24 protein-coding genes and 1 tRNA gene are annotated in these 23,753 nt (G+C 41.5%); 19 read left to right on the forward strand and 6 right to left on the reverse strand.

All coding sequences use genetic code 11. The annotated features are described in order from the left end of the window. The first annotated feature begins 84 nt into the window (after positions 1 to 84). Positions 85 to 534: a response regulator gene (locus tag Q4567_RS01170; protein ID WP_303499035.1), complete on the forward strand. Its 450-nt coding sequence runs from the start codon at positions 85 to 87 to the stop codon at positions 532 to 534. A 38-nt stretch (positions 535 to 572) separates the two neighbouring features. Here the strand turns inward: Q4567_RS01170 and Q4567_RS01175 are convergent. Together Q4567_RS01175 and Q4567_RS01180 are read right to left on the reverse strand one after the other, a co-directional pair. Next, positions 573 to 649 (reverse strand) — tRNA-Arg (locus Q4567_RS01175). Positions 650 to 793: 144 nt separating this feature from the next. Further along, the gene (locus tag Q4567_RS01180; protein WP_303499037.1) at positions 794 to 1,972 is read right to left on the reverse strand and encodes a flagellar assembly protein T N-terminal domain-containing protein; all 1,179 of its coding nucleotides are present in this window, start codon (positions 1,970 to 1,972) and stop codon (positions 794 to 796) included. A 321-nt stretch (positions 1,973 to 2,293) separates the two neighbouring features. Here Q4567_RS01180 and Q4567_RS01185 point away from each other — a divergent pair, with 321 nt between their 5' ends. Then, the gene (locus tag Q4567_RS01185) at positions 2,294 to 2,758 is read left to right on the forward strand and encodes an LPP20 family lipoprotein (protein WP_303499039.1); all 465 of its coding nucleotides are present in this window, start codon (positions 2,294 to 2,296) and stop codon (positions 2,756 to 2,758) included. Positions 2,759 to 2,783: 25 nt separating this feature from the next. Here the strand turns inward: Q4567_RS01185 and flgN are convergent, their stop codons facing one another. The 3 genes from flgN to flgA form a co-directional block, all read right to left on the reverse strand. Beyond that, the gene (flgN, locus tag Q4567_RS01190) at positions 2,784 to 3,209 is read right to left on the reverse strand and encodes a flagellar export chaperone FlgN (protein ID WP_216048231.1); all 426 of its coding nucleotides are present in this window, start codon (positions 3,207 to 3,209) and stop codon (positions 2,784 to 2,786) included. A gap of 48 nt (positions 3,210 to 3,257) precedes the next feature. Next, the gene (gene flgM, locus Q4567_RS01195; protein ID WP_216048232.1) at positions 3,258 to 3,590 is read right to left on the reverse strand and encodes a flagellar biosynthesis anti-sigma factor FlgM; all 333 of its coding nucleotides are present in this window, start codon (positions 3,588 to 3,590) and stop codon (positions 3,258 to 3,260) included. 150 nt (positions 3,591 to 3,740) lie between these two features. Continuing rightward, complete coding sequence (flgA, locus tag Q4567_RS01200; RefSeq protein WP_216048233.1) at positions 3,741 to 4,472, reverse strand: flagellar basal body P-ring formation chaperone FlgA; 732 nt, start codon at positions 4,470 to 4,472, stop codon at positions 3,741 to 3,743. 169 nt (positions 4,473 to 4,641) lie between these two features. Between flgA and Q4567_RS01205 the strand changes: the two genes are divergently transcribed. From Q4567_RS01205 to flgL, 13 genes are all read left to right on the forward strand, one after another. Then, positions 4,642 to 5,568: a chemotaxis protein CheV gene (locus Q4567_RS01205; protein WP_216048234.1), complete on the forward strand. Its 927-nt coding sequence runs from the start codon at positions 4,642 to 4,644 to the stop codon at positions 5,566 to 5,568. Positions 5,569 to 5,597: 29 nt separating this feature from the next. Beyond that, entirely contained in the window at positions 5,598 to 6,434 is an 837-nt protein-coding gene (locus Q4567_RS01210) for a protein-glutamate O-methyltransferase CheR (RefSeq protein ID WP_216048235.1), read from the forward strand. A 106-nt stretch (positions 6,435 to 6,540) separates the two neighbouring features. Continuing rightward, a complete protein-coding gene (flgB, locus tag Q4567_RS01215) occupies positions 6,541 to 6,945 on the forward strand; it encodes a flagellar basal body rod protein FlgB (protein ID WP_216048236.1) in 405 nt (134 codons plus the stop codon). Then, positions 6,942 to 7,364 (forward strand): flagellar basal body rod protein FlgC, encoded by a 423-nt coding sequence (gene flgC / locus Q4567_RS01220; RefSeq protein WP_216048237.1) that lies wholly within the window; start codon positions 6,942 to 6,944, stop codon positions 7,362 to 7,364. The genes flgB and flgC overlap by 4 nt, the downstream gene beginning before the upstream one ends. 26 nt (positions 7,365 to 7,390) lie before the next feature. Continuing rightward, the gene (locus tag Q4567_RS01225; protein WP_303499044.1) at positions 7,391 to 8,077 is read left to right on the forward strand and encodes a flagellar hook assembly protein FlgD; all 687 of its coding nucleotides are present in this window, start codon (positions 7,391 to 7,393) and stop codon (positions 8,075 to 8,077) included. A 40-nt stretch (positions 8,078 to 8,117) separates the two neighbouring features. Next, positions 8,118 to 9,500: a flagellar hook protein FlgE gene (flgE, locus tag Q4567_RS01230; protein ID WP_216048239.1), complete on the forward strand. Its 1,383-nt coding sequence runs from the start codon at positions 8,118 to 8,120 to the stop codon at positions 9,498 to 9,500. 181 nt (positions 9,501 to 9,681) lie between these two features. Continuing rightward, positions 9,682 to 10,425, forward strand: a complete 744-nt coding sequence (locus Q4567_RS01235; RefSeq protein WP_303499047.1) for a flagellar basal body rod protein FlgF — start codon at positions 9,682 to 9,684, stop codon at positions 10,423 to 10,425. A gap of 30 nt (positions 10,426 to 10,455) precedes the next feature. Next, the gene (flgG, locus tag Q4567_RS01240) at positions 10,456 to 11,244 is read left to right on the forward strand and encodes a flagellar basal-body rod protein FlgG (RefSeq protein WP_216048241.1); all 789 of its coding nucleotides are present in this window, start codon (positions 10,456 to 10,458) and stop codon (positions 11,242 to 11,244) included. An 11-nt stretch (positions 11,245 to 11,255) separates the two neighbouring features. Continuing rightward, positions 11,256 to 11,945 (forward strand): flagellar basal body L-ring protein FlgH, encoded by a 690-nt coding sequence (flgH, locus tag Q4567_RS01245; protein WP_216048242.1) that lies wholly within the window; start codon positions 11,256 to 11,258, stop codon positions 11,943 to 11,945. Further along, entirely contained in the window at positions 11,945 to 13,069 is a 1,125-nt protein-coding gene (locus tag Q4567_RS01250) for a flagellar basal body P-ring protein FlgI (protein ID WP_216048243.1), read from the forward strand. The genes flgH and Q4567_RS01250 overlap by 1 nt, the downstream gene beginning before the upstream one ends. A 25-nt stretch (positions 13,070 to 13,094) precedes the next feature. After that, positions 13,095 to 14,072 (forward strand): flagellar assembly peptidoglycan hydrolase FlgJ, encoded by a 978-nt coding sequence (flgJ, locus tag Q4567_RS01255; RefSeq protein WP_216048244.1) that lies wholly within the window; start codon positions 13,095 to 13,097, stop codon positions 14,070 to 14,072. A 24-nt stretch (positions 14,073 to 14,096) separates the two neighbouring features. After that, a complete protein-coding gene (gene flgK / locus Q4567_RS01260; protein WP_303499049.1) occupies positions 14,097 to 16,193 on the forward strand; it encodes a flagellar hook-associated protein FlgK in 2,097 nt (698 codons plus the stop codon). An 8-nt stretch (positions 16,194 to 16,201) separates the two neighbouring features. Beyond that, a complete protein-coding gene (gene flgL, locus Q4567_RS01265) occupies positions 16,202 to 17,428 on the forward strand; it encodes a flagellar hook-associated protein FlgL (protein ID WP_216048246.1) in 1,227 nt (408 codons plus the stop codon). A 7-nt stretch (positions 17,429 to 17,435) separates the two neighbouring features. On the opposite strand, the gene Q4567_RS01270 is transcribed toward flgL, so the two are convergent. Beyond that, positions 17,436 to 18,365, reverse strand: a complete 930-nt coding sequence (locus Q4567_RS01270) for a hypothetical protein (protein ID WP_303499050.1) — start codon at positions 18,363 to 18,365, stop codon at positions 17,436 to 17,438. A 258-nt stretch (positions 18,366 to 18,623) separates the two neighbouring features. Here Q4567_RS01270 and Q4567_RS01275 point away from each other — a divergent pair, with 258 nt between their 5' ends. The 4 genes from Q4567_RS01275 to Q4567_RS01290 all read left to right on the forward strand — a co-directional run bounded on the left by Q4567_RS01275 (position 18,624) and on the right by Q4567_RS01290 (position 23,668). Beyond that, entirely contained in the window at positions 18,624 to 19,448 is an 825-nt protein-coding gene (locus Q4567_RS01275) for a flagellin (protein ID WP_216048248.1), read from the forward strand. A gap of 364 nt (positions 19,449 to 19,812) precedes the next feature. Next, positions 19,813 to 20,655, forward strand: a complete 843-nt coding sequence (locus Q4567_RS01280) for a flagellin (protein ID WP_216048249.1) — start codon at positions 19,813 to 19,815, stop codon at positions 20,653 to 20,655. A 499-nt stretch (positions 20,656 to 21,154) separates the two neighbouring features. Further along, positions 21,155 to 21,982 carry a flagellin gene (locus Q4567_RS01285; protein WP_303499051.1) on the forward strand — a complete coding sequence of 276 codons (828 nt, stop codon included), beginning with the start codon at positions 21,155 to 21,157 and terminating at the stop codon, positions 21,980 to 21,982. A gap of 861 nt (positions 21,983 to 22,843) precedes the next feature. Continuing rightward, the gene (locus Q4567_RS01290; RefSeq protein ID WP_216048251.1) at positions 22,844 to 23,668 is read left to right on the forward strand and encodes a flagellin; all 825 of its coding nucleotides are present in this window, start codon (positions 22,844 to 22,846) and stop codon (positions 23,666 to 23,668) included. Positions 23,669 to 23,753: the final 85 nt, after the last annotated feature.

A 23,753-nucleotide genomic window follows, 5' to 3' on the forward strand; every position in this document is an offset into this window, starting at 1 on the left:
CGTTATTAACAATCAGAACCTTGTGATATATTCGCGATTAAAAATAATAACAAAGACCTTTGTAAGGGAAAACAGGTTCCAGTCATGAATAATATAAGTTCAGTAGCGACAAAACTTAGAGCGGTCAGTTACATTTTAGTGGCGGAAGATGATTTGGATGATCAAGAGCTGATCCGTGACGCGCTAACTGAAAATAATCTGACATTGGATAAAATTAAGTTTGCGCAAGATGGCGAAGAGCTAATATCGGTGCTTAATAGCGCTGAAGTGCTGCCAAACTTGATACTGCTAGATTTAAATATGCCGCGTAAATCGGGGAGAGAAGCGCTGGCAGAAATTAAGCAAGATCCAAGACTCAAACATATACCGGTTATAATTTTCACAACGTCTGATTCTGAAATTGATATCAAAGAGTGTTATTTTCTGGGCAGTAACGCTTATTTAACTAAACCAAACAACTACTTTGATCTTGTAGCATTAATGAAAGACCTAATTAACTTTTGGTTTTGCCAAGCGCAAATGGTTATCGATTAACGATAACAAACTCCCCCTTTATAAACATTCTAATCAAATGGCGTCCCCTAGAGGATTCGAACCTCTGGCCTACCCCTTAGGAGGGGGTCGCTCTATCCAGCTGAGCTAAGGGGACATGTTCCAACATCAGAGCGGGCAAGACTATACTAAATTTGGCAGTATTAAGACAAGTCTGGGTTTACTGGTTTTTAATGAGAAATCGAATAGCAATTTCGATGTGCTTAAAAGGACATCAATAATCTAATCGCAAGCCCCTAATTTATTGTTTGGAAACAAAATCATTGGCTTGAATATTGGCCAGTAAAGTACCGTCTTTTGATACCGCAACCGCAGTCCCTGGCGAAACACTCACAACTCGCACTGGGGTAGGGTGTAGATTAAACTGGGTAAAGGTTTGGCCCTGAGGGTTGTGTTTCTGTTGCAGCTGAAATAGGGTGAATTCATCACCGTTTTGAATGCCTTGGTTGCTACCAATATTGAGGGTTAGTTGATCACCTCTTACTTGTATTATGCGTCCGTACGTAGGCGAACAAGCTAACTTTTCGTCAACGTTAATAGCAATATCCTGCATGATCGAGGAAATTGCCACACCGTAAGCACTTTGCCACAACAGGCCGCTATTTATGTCGACACTTTGATGAGTATCGAAGTCCCATGGTGCGTTTGAAGAATATAATTTCTGCCACATCAATGTACCAGTGTAACCGTCATAAAGGGCAACTTGATAGCTGAAATTTCTTATTGGTGTAGGGTTATTCCAAAATTGCCATTTAGACTGGTTAACATTGTTTAAACTTAGATCCTTAACGGTGGCAGTTAGCACATATTGAGAGCTTGATTGTTTGGCTAGTGCCATTGCATCGTTGATCATTGAAAGCGGTTGTTGCGCATAGTAGAAAGGTAATATGGTTTGAATACTCGATTGCTGTGCGAAGTCTTCGAAGTTTTGTTGAAGTACTTCTGGCAACCTAGTACCTATTTCAAATAGATTGCCGGTAGTGGCTTGCTCTCGGTTGTCTATTGGGTGCCAAGTGGTAACTATACTTTTAGGGTATTCTGATGATTGACATGTGTTTTTTTGAGGGAAAATATCTGCCCGCAAGGAAACTGTGAGGTAGCCATCTCTAAAAACTTCATCTATTAATTCAATACTATTGACTTCGCCACTGGCGCGAATCGTTAAGTCATCATTTTGCAATACGCCGTTTGCCATTTTTTGCACACTGTGTACCGAAGCTCCGGCAAATAACAATACTTGCTTAATTGCTTCTTGGGTCGCATTTTGCCGCGCTAACTCAATATTGCCGTTTCTTATTGCCGCTTGACCACTGGACTCGAACCAAGCTGCCAACGACTGCGCTGAAAAGAGTGCTGCGCAAAAGGCACAGAACAAAGTGATTAACTTAACAGAAAAAATTTGGCAGTTTATGGGCTTCATTTCAAAAAATATCCAATTAACGCTTAAATTCAAAACGGCTTTAACGTGTGTATTTGCATGCGTAGCCACTTTTTACGTATTTAGTTACTATAGTTAGTAAATCAGGTAATGCATCTTTTGTACCTGTTTTCAGATGGCGGTTAATCAGTAACCAATTTTCTTCTATCACAGTTGGTCTACTTACTTGGGTCTCAATTTTTTTGTGATAAGGAACAAATATTGCAGTGAAAAATCTTGAAGACAGTTTGAAATGGTTTTGAATTATCAATTGAAGCCTAATGCAGCTTAACAATGCGCTGTAAAGATACTACTGAGAAAAATATGAAACTAATTTATACCTTTGTGATTGCGGGATGTCTAGCCGGATTAATCGGTTGTCAAAACATCATAGACAAACAAGTAGAGTGGGAAACCATCGAACCTGATTCTTATCCTGTTATTCGCTCTATCGGCTATGCGCCAATAGATGCTCAACGGGGAAGTAACCGTTCAGCGAAAGTACTAATGGCAGTGAAAGCATCGAAACTGGATGCTTACCGTGAGCTAACTGAGCAGGTTTATGGACAAAAAATTGACGGTGAACAGTCTTTGGCTAATCTTGTGCTCACTGATACTCAACTAATGGCCAGTGTTCAAGGTGTGATCCGCGGTGCACGAGTAGTAAAAAGCTACCCCATTGGCAATGACTCTTATGCCACAGAGTTGGAGTTGGATTTTAGCCTAGTGCATGATTTATATCTGAGTACTGCCAAGCCGAAACAAGTGAAGAAAGTTCGTTATTATTAAATTCTATTCCTTTGAGAACGAACTTTTAAACGGTCACACTCTTACCTGAAGAACCACCTTTAGGTTTGCCGCTTTTATCGTAAGTCATGGTTTCTTTAGCTCGGGATTCTAACAGCAAAGTGCGAAGATGTTGCAAGCGCAACTGACCTTGTTCTACCGCTTTTTGATTGATCTCGGTTCTGAATTTACATTGGGACAAAGATTGATTAATTTGATCAAATAAGTCTGTTACAGCTTGCTCTGATGTTGCTTCAGGTTGTTTCTCAACTTCCTGCTCAACGCTTTTGTCAGTGCTGGCAATCGATTCTAACAATTCCGATTTTTCATTGATAACGGAAGTGAGTGATTCAGCGTCTCGCGTACTGATTAAATGCAGCTCAGACTCAAGCAATAAAATAAGTGAATCAAGTTGTTGTTTCTGTTTTTGGAGGAGGGCAATTAGGTTTTTCATTTAGCTTTGCTTTTATTTTGAGAAGCTAAACCAATCTGGCATCAAATTCTAATCTTCAATGCCAAATACTTGAGCTTCGAGTTTGCTAATTTTTTGCGCCAATACTTCAGGGTTAACGCGATATTCTCCATTCTGTATGGCTTTTTTCAATTTGTCGACCTTTTCCTGATTGACAGGTGTATCACTAGATTTCTTTTGAACCTGGCTAAGCTGCTGAGCAGATTGCGTGAGTGATACTGAATCTTGACGTGGCGCTTCTGCAGACTTAGATTGCTGAGCAGCAGATTGCGCAGTCGCTTGACTCTGAGATTGCTGTTGATTCAGCCTCTGATTCTCAAGTTGTGGCTTTTGATTTCCACTATTTATATTGTTAATTGCCATAATGACCTCGAATACCTAATTTGCCTCACTTATCTTATCGGCCGGAACTTAAAGACCTTTAGCTAAATGTAGAAAAAAATTAAATATTATTTAGATAAGCTCAAATCTGCGCTAACCAGATGTAATAACCCATAGTTTACGCTAATTATATTAAATCTGCACCACTACTTGATGGGTATTCACCACCTGTGCATGCACCACTCTATTCGACTTGCTGTTTTTCACCGCAATCGTATCGCCAAGGTTACCATCCTGTTGGGCTATACCTTTGGTTTTAATGCTTACCCCGCCTGTATCAGCGGTAATCAGAATACTGTCTCCTTTACATACAAAACAAAGTTGACCGGGGACTACGGGTTGGCCAGGTCGACTTCTTTTTTTCATTCGAGCGCCTACCACTGTGCTGATATCGGCAAAGGTACTCGTTCTTATTAGGTTTTTATCAAGCATCACAACTTTAACATCATTCTCATTTAAAACAGTGCCAGGACTGACCGAGGTGGTGAGCACGACTACGGGTTGCACGCGAGTGGCTTTTACCATCATATATAAGTACCAATTCGTTTGTTCACAACTGGTTCTCACCGTTATGTTACTTTGCGCTAGCGCTTCTTTACTAGCCGATATGGTAAATGGAGTAGGGCAATCAGGAATGACTATCCTTTCGTCTAATGGCATCGCTTTTACTAGCAAGTTATCATCACTTGCTGCAGCTATATGCCTCAGCTGCGTATTAACGTAATTTTCTACTGCTTGACTAAGTTGTTGGTGAGCAGGGTTAGTGTCGCTGGACGCCGCAGCGAAACCACTGTTGAGAGTTAAACAGGCGCTGAAGAAAACACTTAATAACTTACCAGTTGTACGAATTAACGATATTTTCATGTTCAGGTGCCGCCGTTTTGTCTATGCTTATTAAATCGTTAAGCAAACAAAGATAAACGTCAAAATTCAGTCACAAATACGATTTTTGGCGCTAAAATTAGTTAAACTTGGTTTTCTAATAGGGACAACGCAACAATTGTGCCTACTTTAAATTTAATTGGGGTGGTATATGTCGGGAGTTCTTGACTCAGTTAATCAACGCACACAACTTGTTGGTCAAAACCGACTTGAATTGCTGCTATTTAGATTGAATGGCAGACAGCGATTTGGCATCAATGTATTTAAAGTGCGTGAAGTATTGCAGTGCCCCCAGTTAACCTCAATACCTAAGCAAAATAAGTTAATTCGAGGTGTTGCTCATATTCGTGGCCAAACGATCTCAGTAATTGACTTGAGTATGGCAACCGGCGGCAGAAAAATAGAAGACGTTCGCAACGCATTTATTATAATTGCTGAGTACAACCGTTCAGTGCAGGGTTTTTTAGTCGGCTCAGTTGAACGTATCATCAATACCAATTGGGATGCAATTATGCCTCCTCCTCAAGGTACCGGGAAAGCAAGTTATTTGACTGCAGTGACGGAAGTTGATGATGAGTTGATTGAAATTCTTGATGTGGAAAAGATTCTAAATGAAATCTCACCATTAAAAACTGAAGTCAGTGAAGATTTAGCAGCGGATTTAAATATGTCAGAATCTCCTGCAAATGATAAAATTATCTTTATCGCTGATGACTCATCAGTGGCAAGAAGCCAAGTTAAAAAAGCACTTGCTGCGTTGGGATTAAACATTGAAGTGGCTAAAAATGGACTTGAAGCGCTTAATCGTTTAAAAGAAATTGCCGCAGAAACTGGCGACGTCACCGATAAAGTTGGTGTGTTGGTGTCTGACATAGAAATGCCGGAAATGGATGGTTATACACTTACTGCAGAGATCAAAAACACACCGGAGCTAAGCAAACTCAAAGTAGTATTGCATACTTCTTTAAGCGGTGTATTTAATCAAGCAATGGTACAAAAAGTTGGAGCAGACGACTTTATTGCTAAATTTCACCCAGATGAGCTAGCGTCAGCTGTGCAAAAATGGTTTAACAAATAAAGCTCTACTTTACCTACGGAAATTAATGTTTGAAATTAGATCAATTAGCGCCGCACGAATTCTTAGAGTTTACGCATTTTTTAGAGCGTCAGTGCGGTATTGTACTAAATGAGAAAAAAAGCTATTTAGTTTATAGTCGCCTAGGACCCTTGGTTCGCCAAGAAAACTTGGCAAGTATTTCTGAGTTACTGAAGATCGCGTATAGCGGCCATTCCCCCAAGATGCGGGAAAAAGTCGTTGATGCTATGACTACTAATGAAACGTTGTGGTTCCGTGACAAATACCCCTTCGAAATTCTATCTAATAGATTGTTAACTGAGCTTTCTAAAGCAAAGCGTAAAGTGAGAATTTGGAGCGCAGCTTGTTCGTCCGGGCAAGAACCATTTTCCATTGCAATGTGTATTCAAGAATATAAAAGAGCTAATCCTAGAGCCTTCCCGTTAGGCGTGGAGATTGTTGCTACCGATATCTCAACTGATATGCTTCAGCGGGCTAAAACCGGCAAGTTTGATAGTATTTCGATTAGCAGAGGTTTGTCGGAGGAACGTAAAGAGCGTTTTTTTAAAGCGGTCGATAACAACCACATGCAATTGGATAAAGAAATCGTCTCTATGGTGAATTTTAAACCTCAGAACTTACTAAATAGTTATTCTGGGCTAGGCCGATTTGACGTGGTTTTTTGTCGAAATGTGCTGATTTATTTTTCTGTAAACAATAAGCGGAAAATACTGCAACAAATTGCCGCTTGCCTGCAAAACGATGGGGCTTTATTTCTTGGCGCATCTGAATCTATCGCTGAATTGAATCAATTATTCAGTTTGGTGCGCAATAATCCCGGTCTATTTTATATTAAAAAAGCTAACTAATACATACTGTTATGTAATATCCACGGTTCATCCTTATCCACCTCCCTATGTCTTGGCATAACCCTTGCTAAATTTCTCACAAGCGAGTTTTTAAGATGAGAACAACATGGCAATCAGTCTTGATAAATTAACCGGACTTCACGACCGAGCAATGCAGGTTAGAACCGAAACTATGGAAGTTATTTCTGGAAATTTGGCAAATGCTAATACACCAGGATACAAAGCCCGTGGCGTAGATTTTCAGAAAGCCATGCAATCAGCAAATCAAGAGCGTCAGCAAAATATGACACGTACCCATGAAAAGCACTTTGAAGGTTCAATGCAATCTCAAGCAAGTATTGAATTTCGAATTCCATTACAACCTGATACTGGTGATGGTAATACGGTAGAGGTGCAAGCTGAACGTAATGCCTTTTTGGAAAATGGAATGCGCTATCAGGCAAGCATCCAATTTTTGACTGGCAAGATTAAAGGTATGAAAAAAGCACTAGCTGGAGGGCAAGGCGCATGAGTTTATTTAGAGTTATGGATATTGCAAGCACTGGCATGTCTGCAGAGAGTGTTCGATTGAATACAACGGCCAGTAACATTGCCAATGCAAATAGCGTCAGTAGTAGTTATGACGCCACATACAAGGCTCGCCATCCTGTTTTTGCTGCCGAAATGCAACGTGCAACAGAGTCACAATCTCAAGGCGCAGGTGTACAAGTATTAGGTATTGTTGAAAGCCAAAAGCCACTGCAAATCGAATACAGCCCAGGTCACCCAATGGCAGACAGTAATGGCTATATCTACAAGCCAAATGTGAATGTGGTTGAGGAAATGGCTGACATGATGTCAGCGTCAAAATCTTATGAAACCAATGTTCAGTTGGCAGACACTACAAAACGTATATTCAGACGTGTGTTGCAACTTGGTCAGGGTCAATAAATCACTGATTTAGTGAGGAAAGTAACGTGGAAATATCAAAATCGACAGGATTAGATTCTAGCCTGTATGTACAAGAAGAAACCGTGCCTATTGATGATGGCAGTAATGAAAGGTTAAGTCAGGAAGACTTTTTCTCTTTGCTAACTGAGCAATTAGCTAATCAAGATCCTACCAAACCTGTAGATAACGATCAGATGGTATCACAAATGACCAGCTTCAGTATTTCTGAAGGTATTGATTCACTGAATACTAAATTTTCTGAATTTGCTTCTAGCATGACCTCAAACCAAGCATTACAGGCTTCCAGCCTTATTGGTCAAGATGTCTTATTACAAGGTAACGTTGGATATTTAAGCGATACTAGTAACGGCGTAACCGGGGTGGTTATTTCCGATCAAACCACTCAAGATTTACAAATTACCATTGAGTCTGAAGCCGGCGAATTAATTAAAACCATTGATGCTGGTACACAGTCGGCAGGTAATATTGAATTTAGTTGGGATGGTAAAGATGCTAACGGCAATCCTTTGCCAGCCGGCAATTATGCAGTTTATGCACAAGGTACACAAAACGGCGAGTCAACAACCTTACCTACAGCGGTCAATAGGCATGTGGATAGCGTTAGTTTTGCGAGTAACAATCAAGGTGTCATTTTAAATTTGGATGGCGAAACAAGTGTCAATTTGAGTGATGTCATTCAAATCGGTGGTTAATTAAAAAATGTTAGCCCTTTAGTTTAGGAGAGAATAAACGATGTCTTTTAACATAGCATTAAGCGGTGTTTCAGCTGCTCAAAAAGATCTAGATGTCACTGCAAATAACATTGCAAACGTAAATACTGTCGGTTTTAAAGAATCTCGTGCCGAATTCGGTGACGTTTATGCTTCGTCGCTATTGGCAGCCGGTAATACAAAAGTTGGCGACGGTGTCTTAACCCAAGATGTTGCTCAGCAATTTTCTCAAGGTAGTCTTCAGTTTACCAATACAGCACTGGATTTGGCGATTACTGGAAATGGTTTTTTTGCCACGACTCCTGAAATAACCTCTCGTGATTTTTCATTTACTCGAGCAGGGCAGTTTAAGCTTGATCAAGATAACTTTGTGGTTAATTCCAACGGTGATAACTTAATGGGCTTCCCGGTCAACGCTGATGGTACCTCTTCATCTGTGGCTTTGAGCACAACTATTCCGGTGAGAATTCCAGACTCTTCAGGCTCACCACAACAAACCACCGAAGTTGCACCTCGCTTTAATTTGCCAGCAGGTGATGATGCTAAAGATATAACACTTTTTGATCCTAACGATCCACTTACCTATAACGCAGCTACATCTATTACCGTTTATGATTCGTTGGGTGATAGTCATGTGATGACCTATTACTTTATGAAAGATTCTGCAGCAACCAATGAATGGGTAGTAGTTAATTATGTGGATGACACTGCTATTGATATAGCAGGTGACACTGAAAACGTTGCTGGTACAGATCCTAATAACATTGCAGGTTCAGTATCCTTAGGAGCTGATGCGGTCTCTGGGTTTAGAATGCAGTTTAGTAGCGGCGGTGATTTTATTGGTATTCAAAATGGTGATGGTACCCCTGTTGCCACCGGCGATGTGACGACTGTTCAGTTAGGTAACCCGCCGTTGATAAACGGTTCTGATGCAACTCAGACGATTACAACCAACTTCGCGCTTGAAGTTGGTAGTGCAACGGCAGATGAACCGACTCAGTTTGCCTCTTCGTTCGAAGTTACGTCATTAGAACAAGATGGTCTAGCCGTTGGAAGACTTACAGGTATTGACATAGGTCCGGATGGTTTAGTGCGCGCTACTTTTTCAAATGGTACATCTGAACCTGTAGTTCGTGTTGCCCTAGCTCGTTTTGCAAATGAACAAGGCCTAACCCAACAAAGTAGTACACAGTGGAAAGAAAGTATTTTGTCTGGCGAAGCGCTAGCAGGGGAAGCGACCACCGGTACCTTCGGTGATGTTAACTCTTCAGCGCTTGAACAAGCGAACGTGAATTTAACCACGGAGTTAATCGATATGATTATCGCCCAGCGTAACTTCCAAGCGAATTCACGGGCACTTGAGGTGAATAACCAACTTAACCAAACTATCTTAAATATTCGATAATCTGCCATCAATTTAACAATGCCGCTCTAATCAAGAGCGGTATTTTTTTGTTAAATTTCAAAGGAATACAGAAACTTCATCAAGCCTTCTGCATTTACACGCTTTTAATTCTGTTTTTATGTGCCAATGGCATCTTTATTGCAATCTTTTAGGTTACGTTAACCAGAGTCAATAAGTTGTCATGGATAAATTACTCTATATATCAGCCAGCGGAGCCAGCCAAGACCTATTGGGCACGGCTGTGCGAGCGAACAATTTAGCAAATGCACAAACCAATGGCTTCAAAGCCATGTTGGAAAACGCTAGAGCGATGCCGGCATACGGCGAAGGTTTGCCGACTCGGGTCTTTTCCATGACTGAATCCCCGTTTAATAATTACGCTGGTGGCGCAATGATCCAAACTGATCGTGAGTTGGATGTTGCTATCCAAGGGGACGGCTGGTTTAGCGTGTTGGATGCACAAGGAAACGAAGCTTATACCCGCGCTGGAAATTTGCAATTAGGCGCTGATGGTGGTCTCGAAGATGCCCACGGAAATTCGGTTATAGGCGATGCCGGAGGCATATTTTTGCCGATTCCTTTATCCAACATCAATATTGCTAACGACGGAACAATTTCAGTACGACCACAAGGCGCGCCTGAAACCGTTTTAGAAGAAGTTGGCAGATTAAAAATGGTCAATCCGAATGTCGCAGATATGGAGCGCGGTGAAGACGGTTTATTTCGACTTAAAAATGGTCAAGAAGCAAATGAAGATATCAACGTTAGACTTCGTACCGGCATGGTGGAAGGGAGTAACGTAAATGCGATTGACGAAATGGTAAATATGATCAGCTTGCAACGTCACTACGAACTGCAAGTCAAGATGATGAAAAAGGCCGATACGCTAGATATGCGCGGCAATCAACTACTCAGAATTATTTAGTACTAAAACTTAAAATAGCGGAGGTGAATTATGCACCCAGCACTTTGGATAAGTAAAACAGGACTCGATGCAGCCCAAACAGATGTATCGGTTATCTCAAATAACTTGGCTAACGCCAGCACAGTGGGTTTCAAAAAAGATAGAGCGATATTTGAAGATTTACTCTATCAAAACATCAACCAACCAGGTGGACGTTCATCTGCTGACACTGAACTACCCTCGGGACTAATGTTAGGTGCAGGTAGTAAGGTGGTTGCGACCCAAAAATCCCACACCCAAGGGAATATGTTGACCACTGATAATGCACTCGATATGTCGATTCAAGGACGCGGTTTTTTCGAAATACTGCAGCCTGATGGCACTATAGCTTATACCCGAAATGGTCAATTTACGTTGGACGATCAAGGGCAAATTGTGACACCCGGTGCCGGTTTTTTATTGCAACCGAACATCACAATTCCTGAAGACGCGCAACAAATAACTATTTCACAAGATGGTGAAGTCTCAGCTTCTATTCGTGGACAGGCGGATCCTACAGTTTTAGGTCAAATCAGTTTATCGGATTTTATTAATCCAACTGGTTTACAGCCTATCGGCCAAAATTTGTATGTTGAATCTGCGGTAAGCGGAGCACCGATACAAGGCGTACCTGGCTTGGAAGGTTTGGGCACCATCGTTCAAGGGGCATTAGAGACTTCAAATGTCAACGTTACCGAGGAATTGGTTAACCTAATTGAAAGTCAAAGACTGTATGAAATGAACTCGAAAGTGATTTCTTCAGTTGACCAAATGTTGGGTCAGGTAATTCAGCAACTATAGTGAGCTTAATTATGGCTAAGTTAACTTATTTTCTGACTACATTAACTCTATTCGTGCTGACTGGGTGTGTAAGTTCACCTATGGTCGGCCCTTTGCCAAATGATCCAAGTTATGCGCCAGTTATACCTGACATGCCTCGCCAAAAGTTAACTCAGGATGGGGCAATTTTTCAGGCAGACATGGCAAACAGCATTTATTCAGATGTAAAGGCTAGACGCATCGGCGATATTATCACCGTGAATTTGCAGGAAAACACCAGCGCTACCAAGTCGGCAGGTACTTCAACCTCAAAAGAAACGGATGTTAACGTTGATACGATCATTGGTTTGGGCGGTGAAGCGTTGAATATTGGTGGTAAAAGCATTCAATTGGGTGTTGGTGCCGACAATGAGTTTACTGGCGATGCACAGGCCAACCAAAGCAATAACTTGAGTGGCAATATCTCTGTCACCGTTATTCAGGTTCTGCCGAATCAAAATTTAGTGGTGCGCGGAGAAAAGTGGCTGACCTTAAATAATGGCGATGAATACATCCGCTTAACGGGCGTCGTTCGTCCAGCTGATATTAGTCCTACTAATGAAATTGTTTCTACAAAAATTGCCAATGCCCGTATTCAATACAGTGGTACAGGAACCTTTGCCAATGCCCAAAAACAAGGCTGGTTAAATAAATTCTTTTCCTCTGAGTGGTGGCCATTTTAATGAAAAATTCAACGTTACGTTCATCGCTCATTTATTTGCTGATGGTGGTTCTGGTCACGCCTTTTGCCCATGCACAGCGGATCAAAGATCTTGCTTCCATACAAGGGGTACGTAGTAACCAATTGGTAGGTTATGGCTTAGTAGTTGGTCTGCCAGGAACGGGTGAACAGAGTCCATTCACTGAACAGAGTTTCCGTACCATGTTGAGCAATTTTGGGATTAGCTTATCGTCGAGTGTGAAACCAAAGATAAAAAATGTAGCGGCTGTCGCCGTGCATGCAGAATTGCCCGCTTTTATGAAACCTGGCCAAACAATCGATGTCACCGTTTCTTCTGTAGGTGAGGCTGCCAGTTTGCGCGGTGGAACCTTATTGCAAACCTTTCTTAAAGGGTTAGATGGCAAAGTGTATGCCGTAGCCCAAGGGAGCTTGGTGGTAAGTGGATTTGGTGCTGAAGGCGCTGATGGTTCTAAAATCGTTTCTAATACACCCACGGTTGGACGCATTGTTAATGGTGCTTTAGTTGAAAGAGCGGTTCCCAGTGGACTTATGCAAAATGACTTTTTAACTCTGAACTTGAATTATCCGGATTTTTCTACCGCCAAATCTTTGGCGGATACAATTAACCAACGTTTGGGAGCAGATCCTGAAATGGGTTATTTGATAGCCACGCCTATTGATGCCGCGTCGGTGCGAGTGTCAGCGCCAAGGGACGTAGGGCAACGGGTTAACTTTGTGGCTACCCTAGAAAACTTCACTTTTACCCCAGCTGATGCACCGGCAAAAGTCATTATTAATAGTCGTACCGGCACTATTGTTATCGGTAAAGATGTGCGTTTATTGCCTGCTGCCATTACCCATGGTGGACTCACGGTCACAATTTCGGAATATCAAACCGTTTCTCAACCTAATGCTCTTGCCCAAGGACAAACTGCGGTCACCAATCAGTCGATTGTTGACGTGAGTTTGGATGATAGCCGTATGTTTAAATTTGATCCTGGAGTGAGTTTAGATGAGCTGGTTCGTGCTGTGAATGAAGTCGGCGCGGCTCCTGGAGATTTAATGGCCATTCTTGAAGCCTTACAACAAGCGGGCGCCTTGCAAGGCGAACTCATCGTTATTTAATTGTTTGTGAATCAGTGAATTTATTATGGAAATGAACAACCACATTGATCAACAACTTGAATTATCGCGCAATGTCCACGATTTAAAGGGCATCGATAATTTGCGTCAGGCTGCCCAGCGTGGTGATAAACAAGCATTAGACGAAGCGGCTAAACAATTTGAAGCGATATTTGTGCAGATGATGCTCAAATCAATGCGTAAAGCCCAAGATGCATTGGCTGACAAAGACAGCCCGTTCAATTCTCAACAAGTTAAATTTTACCGAGATATGCACGATCAACAATTGGCTGTTGATTTATCGTCAAGAGGCGGAGTAGGGATTGCGGATTTGATCGTTCAACAACTCAGCCCTGGCGAAAACGGATTCATGCCGGCCAGTGCGGTTCGTGAAAATGCCAATTTGCATAATATGGTTCGTCAAGCAAGTATGGAGTACTCAAGCACTCAGAACGACAGTGCTGCTGTACAACCAAGCCAAAATGCGACTAAACAAAGCGCCTTCGCTTCTCCGTCTGAATTTATGCAAACATTGTTGCCCCATGCGCAAGAAATAGCACAAAAAATAGGTATTGATCCTAAGGCTTTATTAGCTCAAGCAGCCGTTGAGACAGGCTGGGGACAATATATGATCCATACCGGAAGTGGTCAAAATACACATAATTTATTTGGCATCAAAGCTGATAATCGCTGGCAAGGAGAGACAACCGCAATCAACACTGTTGAGTTTGAACAAGGTGTGGCTAAGCAACAAAAAGCGCAGTTTAGAACCTATGATTCTTTTGCCGATGGCTTAAATGATTATGTGTCTTTTGTGGCCGATAATCCAAGATATCAACAAGCGTTGGAAAACGTTAAAGATCCTCAAGCCTATTTTAGTGCTTTGCAATCCGCTGGTTATGCTACTGATCCTCAATACGCGAACAAAATTCTGTCGGTATTAAACAGTGATACGTTTAAATCAGCGTTGTCCACATTAGCGTTTGGAAAGCAAAATGCTGAATAACGGATTTCAGTGGGAGTCACACAGATGATCAGAGCTGCCGATCTATACACGATAGCAACCAGTGGTGTGCGCGCCAGTAATCAGCTGCTTGCCACTACCAGTAACAACATAGCGAACGTTAACTCCGAGGGCTATGTTAGAGAGCGCACAACCTTTGAAAGCCAATTAGTGGGCGGAGTTGGTCGTGGCACCACCGAACGTGTTTTAGACACCTTTGCACAAAATCAACTGCGCCGAGATACGACACAAGTTGGCGAATTCGAAACCTATTTCCAGCGCTCTAGTGTGTTAGATAATATCTTTGCTAGCGAAGCAAATAGCATATCAAGCAGCATGAGTCGATTTTTCAGTTCATTGCAAACAGCGACTGATGAGCCCACAAACATGGCGGCTCGACAGCTCGTTTTAGGTGAAGCAAATGCCTTAGTCGGCCAAGTGAGTACTTTGTCTAAGTTTATGGACGATAAAGAAAAAGAACTTAACTTAGAATTAGATGCAACAATCAACCAAGCGAATAAACTGATTGAGACCATTGCCGAGCTTAATGCGAATATTCGGATTGCAGAGGGCAACAATATATTTGACGAGCCTGGCGTGCTGAAAAATCAGCGCGATAATGCGATTTTGGAATTGGCTGAGATAATGTCGATTGAAACCCGCGACAATGGCAATGATGACGGTTCATTAATGGTGAATCTCACATCTGGAGAATCACTGGTTTTGGAAGACGGATCGTTTAATCTGTTTCAGCTAAGTGGTGATCCAGATCCCGATTATCGAAACCTGTATTTAGCCAGCACCGGTAAACCAACCACATTGAGATTACCTGAGCAAAATTTAGGTGGCCAAATGGGCGGATTATTCCGCTATCGAGATGAGGTTTTGGCGGAAGGCCAGCGAGAACTTGGACAAATATCCATTGCATTGACCAGTGCTGTAAATCAACAAAATCGTCTGGGAATGGATTTTGACCAGCAACTTGGTGGTAACATCTTTTCGAACCCTGAATTTCAGGGATTAAATTATTCTGCCAATTCTGATTTGTCGTTAACAATGAACGGTAGAGTGGCTGAAGATGGCGCGAATAAAATCACCGCGGCTGATTATTTAGTTGAAATTACCGGGACTTCACCAGGTACACCCGATACCGTTGATATAAGCGTGACCTTAGTCAACCCCGATGGTTCCTACGTCACCGATGTTGATGGCAACACACTTACGCAGTCTTACTCAGGTTTAGAAGCACAAGCCGATAAATTTACCGAAGTGCTCGGTGGTCTTGAGTTGGAATTTCCCAATGGAAATAGTTACGCTGTGGGAGATCGGTATTTATTTCAGCCAACCAAAAGCACAGCGCAAGCAATAGATGTGGTGATGACCCGACCCGAAGACATCGCGTTAGCTTCGCCATTTCGAGTCGATAGTAATTTGGATAATTTGGGGGATGCTCGATTAACCGCATCTACTGTTACCAATACCTTTGTCGATACTACATTGACCGATGCTAGAGCCTCCACCTTCGATGGTAGTGGCGGATTTGTCGCAGGTAGTCCAGCAAGTATTGTGTTTAATAGTGAATCTGAATTTGAAATTTTTGACGAAGCCAATAATTCATTGTTAGTGGTGTCAGGGGTTACTGACTACAATAATTTAATGCAACAAGCCGCAAGTGATGGCAGTTGGCCATTCTCAGCTTTAGCGGATTTTCCCGGCTATGACTTTAGTTTACAAGGCACACCAGTTGCTGGGGATCAGTTTACAATTAGTTATAACACCGATGGTGTAGATGATAACCGTAATGGCTTAGAGTTGGCTGGTTTGCAAGACCAAGATATCATGCAACAAAACAACAACGGTGGCAGTAATTTGGTTACTTTCCATGAATCTTACGCCAATATTGTAAGTGCTATCGGTGCAAAGACTGCCTCTGCAAATATTTCGTTGCAAGCGGCTGAAGCCATGCAAACTCAATCCAGTGATTGGTTTCAATCGGTATCTGGGGTGAATTTAGATGAGGAAGCAGCAAACTTGATTCGTTTTCAACAAACTTATGCGGCGGCAGCAAGAATTTTAACTACCGCAAACGAATTGTTTGACACCATTTATAGTGCTACAAGGTAAATTGTACTATGGCCAGAATATCCACTAATCAGTTGTATGACAGAAGCATTAATACTATTACGCAGAACCAGGGAACCTTGTCTGATGTGCAGCAGCAATTGTCTTCAGGGAAAAAACTATTACGACCTTCTGATGATCCAGTTGGCGCCGCTCAAGTTGTTCGATTAACCGAAGACCTGGACAAAATCACCCAATTCAAACGAAATAATGATTTGCTGGCCAATTCATTGCAGCAGGAAGAAGTTGTCCTAAGGAATATTAATAGTGCTTTGGATAAAGCAAGGCAATTAATGGTTCAATCAGGCAATGGAGTTTACGACGAATCTGATTTACAAGCGATTGGAATTGAAATTGGTGCGATTCGAGACGAAGTATTTAGTTTGATGAATACCCAAAATTCCAATGGTGAATTTATTTTCGCCGGTTATCAATCTCAAACCGAAGCGTTTACTTATAATCCTTCAGCGGTCGGTGAAAAGTATACGTTTTCTGGGGATGATGGAGTGAAAAAAATCCAAGTCTCCGACGCGCTGAGTATTCAGTCTAATAGCTCTGGAAAATCTGTTTTTGAAAATGTACAAGCTAGGCTTAATTTTAGTGTCACCGGAGACGTTGGTATATCGTCAATTTCCTCTGTTATTACTGAGCAAGCTGCTTTCGATAAATTTCATAAAAATAATTACGATGCTGTGACCCCGGCGAACAACCAGTTTCAAGCGACTATACTAGCGGGCAATCAACTGCAAATTGATAACTTGGGTAGCGGCGATACAATTGCTACAGTTAATTTTATTTCTGGGGAACCCCTAGTGTTTAATGGCATTGAATTTAATGTTGAAGGAAGTGTCGGTAATACCTTTGACTTTGAATTAGATAAGCCAGAAAAGAAAAATATAGCCGAAACATTAAACAACTTTTATCTGGCGCTGAATAATGGCGATTTGACTGATAAAGGACTTAATGAAGCCATAGCCGATGCACTGGTGGGTATTGATAATGGTTCAAAGGCGTTAGCTAATGCAACTTCATCCTTAGGTGGCCGCATGAATGTTGCCGAGTCGGTTTATGAATCGAATTTGGATCTTGAAATCGCCAATAAAACAGCCCGTGCGAACATCGAAGATGTGGATTATGCAGAGGCCGTTTCTGAATTGAGTAAACAAGAAACCGCATTGCAAGCAGCTCAAGCAACTTTTTCGCGCGTAACTGGACTAACGTTATTTGACTATATTTAATTTTAGATCAAAGGTTTAGCTGCGCTAAATAGATGTGACTTTGATTGTCGATATGACTTGAATAATAGCTAACGTATATTTTTTCATTATAGCGCACCATGCCCGCATAACTGCAGTCGCCACCTGAGGGTAGAACAACCTTTAGGATCAACTTATTAGTTTCAATGTTCATTTGCCAAAGCGCAGTTTTAAATTTTCCATTCAACCAAGCCCTACCACAAATCAATATATTTTCCGGACCATGTGAAATGATAACAGGAGCACCAATATATTGTTGCAAATCAAACCACTGCCAACGGTTATAGGGAGGTTTTGAAAAGCCACATTGCGCAGTAAACGAGTCAGCATCTCTGCGAACCACGGCATAAGCATCGCCATTTTTCATAAAACACAAATCACTTTCATTAGGATAACCAAGTCCGTGACTGGCTAGACTAAGCACATTAGGTTTTACACAATCAAAGGTGCGTAATGGATTACCTTTATATAGGTTCAGTTGTTGTTGAGCACGTTTGTAAGCAAATCCATAGGCTTGTTCTCCTTGCCAGCGTATTCGCCAAACCCACCAATTTTTTTCTGCAAACCAATGTTGACTCGACCAACTTAATCCATCTTGGGAAAACCAACACAACGAACGACTATGCCGCCACTTGCCAGTTTCATCATAACAACGAGCGTAGGCAGTCATCAGTAATTTGCCATCGGGCATGACCGTTAACTTAGGATCTCGCAAATCACAATTTGCCATTTTAAGGGTGGTGCTGTTAATTTTTTTACCAAATAGGTCGCAAGTAACGATGCGTATGTCACCATCTTGACTCATGTGATCTGACGCTTCTCTAAAACTAACAAATAGTTTGTCAGCAAACTCACAAAGATCGGTAAAAGCGCTGTGTTTAGATGTTTTCCAAATCGAATTAGTCCAATTAATCATCATTTTTAAAATTTATTTTTATCTAAAAAGCTATTGAATCTCAATTAATTACAATTTGCAAAGCGGAAATTTTTTGCCGTTTTTATAAAAAACGGCAAAATTTAGTTAAAGGGATTTTTTAACCCGTCGATACCCTATCTGAGAGAGCCAGTAACACCGATCTAGTTTTGACTAAGATTGATGTTCTTGAATGTGTTTTTTAACCACCGATTTTTATCGGTTGCCAGCGAAACGCTGGACTGAGAGTGTAGGAGATATCCCATGGGATTATACGTTAACACCAACGTTTCGTCTTTGAATGCGCAACGTCAATTATTTGATTCATCTAACCGTTTAGGCACGTCTTTTGAGCGTTTGTCTTCTGGTTTCCGTATAAACCGTGCAGCGGATGATGCTGCTGGTTTGCAAATTACCGACCGTTTAACCACCCAGGTTCAAGGTCTTAACCAAGCTGTAAGAAATGCCAATGATGCGATTTCTTTAGCACAAACTGCTGAGGGCGCGTTAGGAGAAGTTACAAACTCACTTCAACGTATCCGTACTCTTGCAGTCCAATCACAAAATGGTATTAATACCTCTGCTGACCGTTTAGCACTACAAAAAGAAGTTTCAGCACTTAAAACTGAAATTTCACGTATTGCTCAAACTTCACAGTTTGCCGGTGTCGACATCCTTGATGGGGCATTTTCAGCTGCATTCCTAGTGGGTGCAAACGGTGGTCAAACTATTTCTGTTAATTTGTCTAGAACTAGTGGTTTTGGGGCTTCTGGCCTAGGTATCGCTGCTACGTCAGTTGCGAGTATTGAATCTGCATCTGCAGCGTTAACAGAGATTACTGCTGCAATTTCAACTGTAGGAGCTGTACGTGCCGATTTAGGTGCTCTGCAAAACCGTTTCCAATCAACTATCAGAAACTTAAGTAATATATCTGAAAATGTTGCTGGAGCTCGTTCACGTATTCGTGATACAGATTTTGCTACAGAAACTGCTGAATTGACACGTAATCAGATTATCCAACAGGCAAGTTTAACTGTTTTGTCTCAGGCTAATCAGCGTCCACAATCAGCGCTTCAGCTTCTAGGTTAATAGAATACGATTGGGAAATTAAAGCCAGGGGGTAGTGATTCTGCTTTTAATGGCCCATAACGTAGAGAGTGCGCTCTTTCCCTCCTAACGTGAGAGCGCTTCGCCGACTAATTTAGTCGGCTTTTTTCTCAACCTAACTAATTGATATTAATAGGGATAATAATTTAGCTTAAATTTATGCTAAAGGATTTTTCGATCCTGTTCGATAAAGATTCCAAGAGCGATGTACAAAATAAAAAAATAATAAGTACACGCCTAAATAAGTGACGTAATAAAACTAATAATAGCGCACTTAGAATCACCGCAAAAACCACTAATAATAATAATAGGTTTGGCGGATTGCTTAAATCGTTAGGAGAAAAAAATGTCTTTATACGTCAACACAAATGTGTCGTCGTTGAATGCGAGTCGTCAGCTATTCACGTCGAACAATAATTTAAGTACAGCGTTTGAACGCTTATCTTCAGGTTTGCGCATAAACAATGCGAAAGATGATGCCGCCGGACTGCAAATCTCCAATCGACTTACCACGCAAATTCTGGGCCTTAATATGGCTGTAAGAAATGCAAATGATGGTATTTCGCTTGCGCAAACTGCAGAAGGTGCATTGGCCGAAACTACATCTGCATTGCAACGCATACGTGTATTAGCGGTGCAATCTCAAAATGGTATTAATGGATCGGCAGATCGATTAGCACTACAAAAAGAAGTAGATGCTTTAAAACAAGAAATAAGTCGAATTGCCGCAACTTCGCAATTCGGTGGCGTTAATATTCTTGGTGGTGCCTATTCGTCCGCCTTTTTGGTGGGTGCTAATCCAGGTCAAACTATCAGTGTCAATATCTCTAGAGCAGGTGGATACGGGACTTCCGGCTTATTCGGTTCTCAGAGTATTGAAGCAAATTTAATATCTGTTGCTACTGAGGCCGATGCGTCTCGTGCTATGACGGCTGTATTAGGTGCAATTTCTATTATCGATGCTAAACGCGCTGATTTAGGTGCGATTCAAAATAGATTTCAATCAACTATCAGAAACTTAAGCAACATTTCAGAAAATGTTTCAGCGGCGAGATCTCGTATCCGCGATACAGACTTTGCGGCTGAAACCGCTGAACTAACCCGCTGGCAGATAATTCAACAGGCCAGTATTACAGTGTTGGGACAAGCGAATCAACGTCCTCAAGCTGCATTGCAACTGTTGCAATAATATAAGTAGAGAAAAATCATGAAATATGATGCTGAGCAAGCAAAAGGGGCAGGCTGCAACATTGAAGATTGATTGAACAAAAGAAAACGGTCGGATTGCAAATTGTGGGGGCAGGCTGCAACCGACCGAAGAAGGAACGTTTTACTAGAACAATTAGATAACTCACGCTATGCAAAGGCGCGGGCGAATTCTCACTCCATAATAAAGCCTTAGGCTTTTTTAATGGGCAGTCGACTGGGCAGAAAAGAAGCCAGGAGGTAGTGAGGGGTATTGAGGTATAGGCCATCAATCCCGCCCGTCGACTTGAGCTTTCGCTCATGCTTTTTGTACAGCTTCGTCAAACGTAATTGTTTGGCAAAACTGTCAGCCATGGTAATGACTGACAATATGGATTTAGCATTATGTGTGCCAAATTTACATTTAACTGAGTTGCCTACACTTATTCTATTATAAAACTTTTGATAAACAGTAAGTTAGTTAAAGTTTAGGAGTGTGGATAATGACATTGTTTGTGAATACAAATATTTCATCAATTAATGCCAAGCGGCAATTAATTACCACCAATAATGAGTTAAGTACCGCTTTTGAACGTTTATCGTCTGGCTTTAGAATTAATGGCGCTAAAGATGATGCAGCCGGTCTGCAAATATCTAATCGTCTAACCACACAAATTTTAGGCTTGGATATGGCGGTGAGAAATGCAAATGATGGCATTTCCTTAGCCCAGACTGCAGAAGGAGCGTTAGCAGAAAGCACGGTAGCGCTTCAACGTATAAGAGTTTTAGCCGTACAATCTCAAAATGGGATTAATAATTCAGCGGATCGCTTAGCCCTGCAAAAAGAAGTGTCGGCATTAAAAACTGAAATAAGCCGTATTGCCAGCTACAGTCAGTTCGGCGGAGTAAACTTACTCGATGGATTTTATTCTTCAAAATTTCTAGTCGGGGCCAATGCTGGTCAAACGATTAGTGTCAATATATCCCGAGAGGGTGGATATGGTATTTCGGGTTTATTTGCCGGATTTAATCTTTCGGTTGCAACAGAAGCTCAGGCTTCAGCGGCGTTAACCAGAGTAAGCCAAGCGATTTCCATTATTGATGCTAAGCGGGCTGATTTAGGGGCGATTCAAAATCGCTTTCAATCCACTATTCGTAATTTAAGTAATATATCTGAGAACGTATCAGCGGCAAGATCGCGTATTCAAGATACAGATTTTGCCACAGAAACGGCAAGTCTTACCCGCGCACAAATTTTACAGCAAGCCAATTTAACTGTTTTGTCCCAGGCTAATCAACGGCCTCAGGCTGCATCACAGTTGCTCGGGTAATATAGAGATAATCAAATTTCTGAGGGTAGGAAATGAGAGGCCAACCCAGAGGCACATTGGAAATGTGTCTAGATAGGCCAGGGATGGCGGTGGTGTCGGCACCACCTAAATAAAAAGCCGACTAACAGGACTGAGAGTGTAGAAGTTTGGTTGAGAGGCCAGTATTCATTCTCTAACCCTGCCAGCCGGACAGAAACAGTATTTGCTCGTACTCCTAACGTGAGCAAGTTGGCCAGGTCATTTGATCTGGCCTTTTTTTATTCTTATGCCAAAAAAATGGCTTTTCTATTTTGTCTCACGTTTATACTTGCATAACTTAGCAATCGCTGTGCCAAAACTCGCTCAAGTCTAAAAGTGAAATATTCAAAGTAACAAACACATTTAAATTACAACAAAGTAATATTGCTCAGTTGGCGGTCACCTACGTTAACCAAATCGCATTTAACTTTGCTTCCTTGAGGTGACTCTGACTCAATGCGCAATATTTAGTTCAAACCAATTAAATGGGCGTTGAAAAATAAACATTGGGCTTCCTACATAAAACCAGCCTAAACACCTTTTTATCTCCTGCTATTCACTTATCTTTTTAAAATAAATATTCATTATTTTTCATCTTTATATAAAAGTTGTTATTTTTCAATTATTTACATTTAACGAAAAAATAATAAAAAAACTAAAGATCTTCAAGTAGCGGTCGATAACATTAGTTGAGGGGAATTCTTTTTAAAGAATTTTATGTTGAGAATCGGTAGAGGTGCTGATTCTTAAACAAAGAGAGGAGGCTTACAAGATTTATTTCTTGGAAGTCAAAATTGAGGCGAATTACCTTATCAGTTAATAGGTAGTTCTCAGGAGGTAAATATGGGTTTATATGTAAACACCAATGTGTCGTCTTTGAATGCGCAGCGCCAGTTGTTTGATTCAGGACAGGCACTTAGCACATCATTTGAAAGATTGTCGTCAGGCTTTCGTATCAACCGAGCAGCAGATGATGCGGCCGGTTTACAAATCTCAGATCGTCTTACTACTCAGGTACAAGGTCTAAACCAAGCGGTACGTAATGCAAACGATGCTATTTCACTAGCACAAACAGCTGAAGGTGCATTAGGTGAGGTTACATCATCATTGCAACGTATTCGTACTCTGGCGGTACAATCTCAAAACGGGATTAATACATCTGCTGACCGTTTAGCACTGCAAAAAGAAGTTTCTGCATTGAAAACGGAAATCTCACGTATCTCAACCGATTCACAATTCGCCGGTGTTGATATTTTGAAGGGATCTTTCTCGGCAGCTTTCTTAGTTGGAGCAAATGGCGGACAAACTATATCCGTGAACTTATCTCGCTCTGGCGGTTACGGTTCTTCTGGTTTGAATATAGGTTCTCTTTCAGTTGCCACTATCGCAGGTGCATCTGGTGCACTAACTTCGATTGATAATGCAATATCAACAGTGGGTGCTGTGCGAGCCGATTTAGGTGCGTTGCAAAACCGTTTCCAATCAACCATTCGTAACCTTAGCAATATTTCAGAAAACATTGCCGGTGCACGTTCACGTATTCGTGATACAGACTTTGCAACGGAAACAGCTGAACTAACCCGTAATCAAATTGTTCAACAGGCCTCTTTGTCTGTGCTTAGCCAAGCAAATCAGCGACCTCAGTCGGCGTTGTCTTTGCTAGGATAATTTGATTAGCTTTTTTAAGGTTAGTCTAACAATGATAATGCCACTATACTCTATACAGTTAGTGGCAAATTGCTTTTAAGTGGAG

The organism is Aliiglaciecola sp. 2_MG-2023, assembly GCF_030548145.1.
Taxonomy (GTDB): domain Bacteria; phylum Pseudomonadota; class Gammaproteobacteria; order Enterobacterales; family Alteromonadaceae; genus Aliiglaciecola; species Aliiglaciecola lipolytica_A.

What these genes read in the sequence shown, in the direction of transcription:
- Q4567_RS01170 (WP_303499035.1), top strand. Translation starts at nt 85, where the DNA reads ATGAATAATATAAGTTCAGTAGCGACAAAACTTAGAGCGGTCAGTTAC.
- Q4567_RS01180 (WP_303499037.1), bottom strand. Translation starts at nt 1,972, where the DNA reads ATGAAGCCCATAAACTGCCAAATTTTTTCTGTTAAGTTAATCACTTTG.
- Q4567_RS01185 (WP_303499039.1), top strand. Translation starts at nt 2,294, where the DNA reads ATGAAACTAATTTATACCTTTGTGATTGCGGGATGTCTAGCCGGATTA.
- flgN (WP_216048231.1), bottom strand. Translation starts at nt 3,209, where the DNA reads ATGAAAAACCTAATTGCCCTCCTCCAAAAACAGAAACAACAACTTGAT.
- flgM (WP_216048232.1), bottom strand. Translation starts at nt 3,590, where the DNA reads ATGGCAATTAACAATATAAATAGTGGAAATCAAAAGCCACAACTTGAG.
- flgA (WP_216048233.1), bottom strand. Translation starts at nt 4,472, where the DNA reads ATGAAAATATCGTTAATTCGTACAACTGGTAAGTTATTAAGTGTTTTC.
- Q4567_RS01205 (WP_216048234.1), top strand. Translation starts at nt 4,642, where the DNA reads ATGTCGGGAGTTCTTGACTCAGTTAATCAACGCACACAACTTGTTGGT.
- flgB (WP_216048236.1), top strand. Translation starts at nt 6,541, where the DNA reads ATGGCAATCAGTCTTGATAAATTAACCGGACTTCACGACCGAGCAATG.
- flgC (WP_216048237.1), top strand. Translation starts at nt 6,942, where the DNA reads ATGAGTTTATTTAGAGTTATGGATATTGCAAGCACTGGCATGTCTGCA.
- flgE (WP_216048239.1), top strand. Translation starts at nt 8,118, where the DNA reads ATGTCTTTTAACATAGCATTAAGCGGTGTTTCAGCTGCTCAAAAAGAT.
- Q4567_RS01235 (WP_303499047.1), top strand. Translation starts at nt 9,682, where the DNA reads ATGGATAAATTACTCTATATATCAGCCAGCGGAGCCAGCCAAGACCTA.
- flgG (WP_216048241.1), top strand. Translation starts at nt 10,456, where the DNA reads ATGCACCCAGCACTTTGGATAAGTAAAACAGGACTCGATGCAGCCCAA.
- flgH (WP_216048242.1), top strand. Translation starts at nt 11,256, where the DNA reads ATGGCTAAGTTAACTTATTTTCTGACTACATTAACTCTATTCGTGCTG.
- Q4567_RS01250 (WP_216048243.1), top strand. Translation starts at nt 11,945, where the DNA reads ATGAAAAATTCAACGTTACGTTCATCGCTCATTTATTTGCTGATGGTG.
- flgJ (WP_216048244.1), top strand. Translation starts at nt 13,095, where the DNA reads ATGGAAATGAACAACCACATTGATCAACAACTTGAATTATCGCGCAAT.
- flgK (WP_303499049.1), top strand. Translation starts at nt 14,097, where the DNA reads ATGATCAGAGCTGCCGATCTATACACGATAGCAACCAGTGGTGTGCGC.
- flgL (WP_216048246.1), top strand. Translation starts at nt 16,202, where the DNA reads ATGGCCAGAATATCCACTAATCAGTTGTATGACAGAAGCATTAATACT.
- Q4567_RS01270 (WP_303499050.1), bottom strand. Translation starts at nt 18,365, where the DNA reads ATGATGATTAATTGGACTAATTCGATTTGGAAAACATCTAAACACAGC.
- Q4567_RS01275 (WP_216048248.1), top strand. Translation starts at nt 18,624, where the DNA reads ATGGGATTATACGTTAACACCAACGTTTCGTCTTTGAATGCGCAACGT.
- Q4567_RS01280 (WP_216048249.1), top strand. Translation starts at nt 19,813, where the DNA reads ATGTCTTTATACGTCAACACAAATGTGTCGTCGTTGAATGCGAGTCGT.
- Q4567_RS01285 (WP_303499051.1), top strand. Translation starts at nt 21,155, where the DNA reads ATGACATTGTTTGTGAATACAAATATTTCATCAATTAATGCCAAGCGG.
- Q4567_RS01290 (WP_216048251.1), top strand. Translation starts at nt 22,844, where the DNA reads ATGGGTTTATATGTAAACACCAATGTGTCGTCTTTGAATGCGCAGCGC.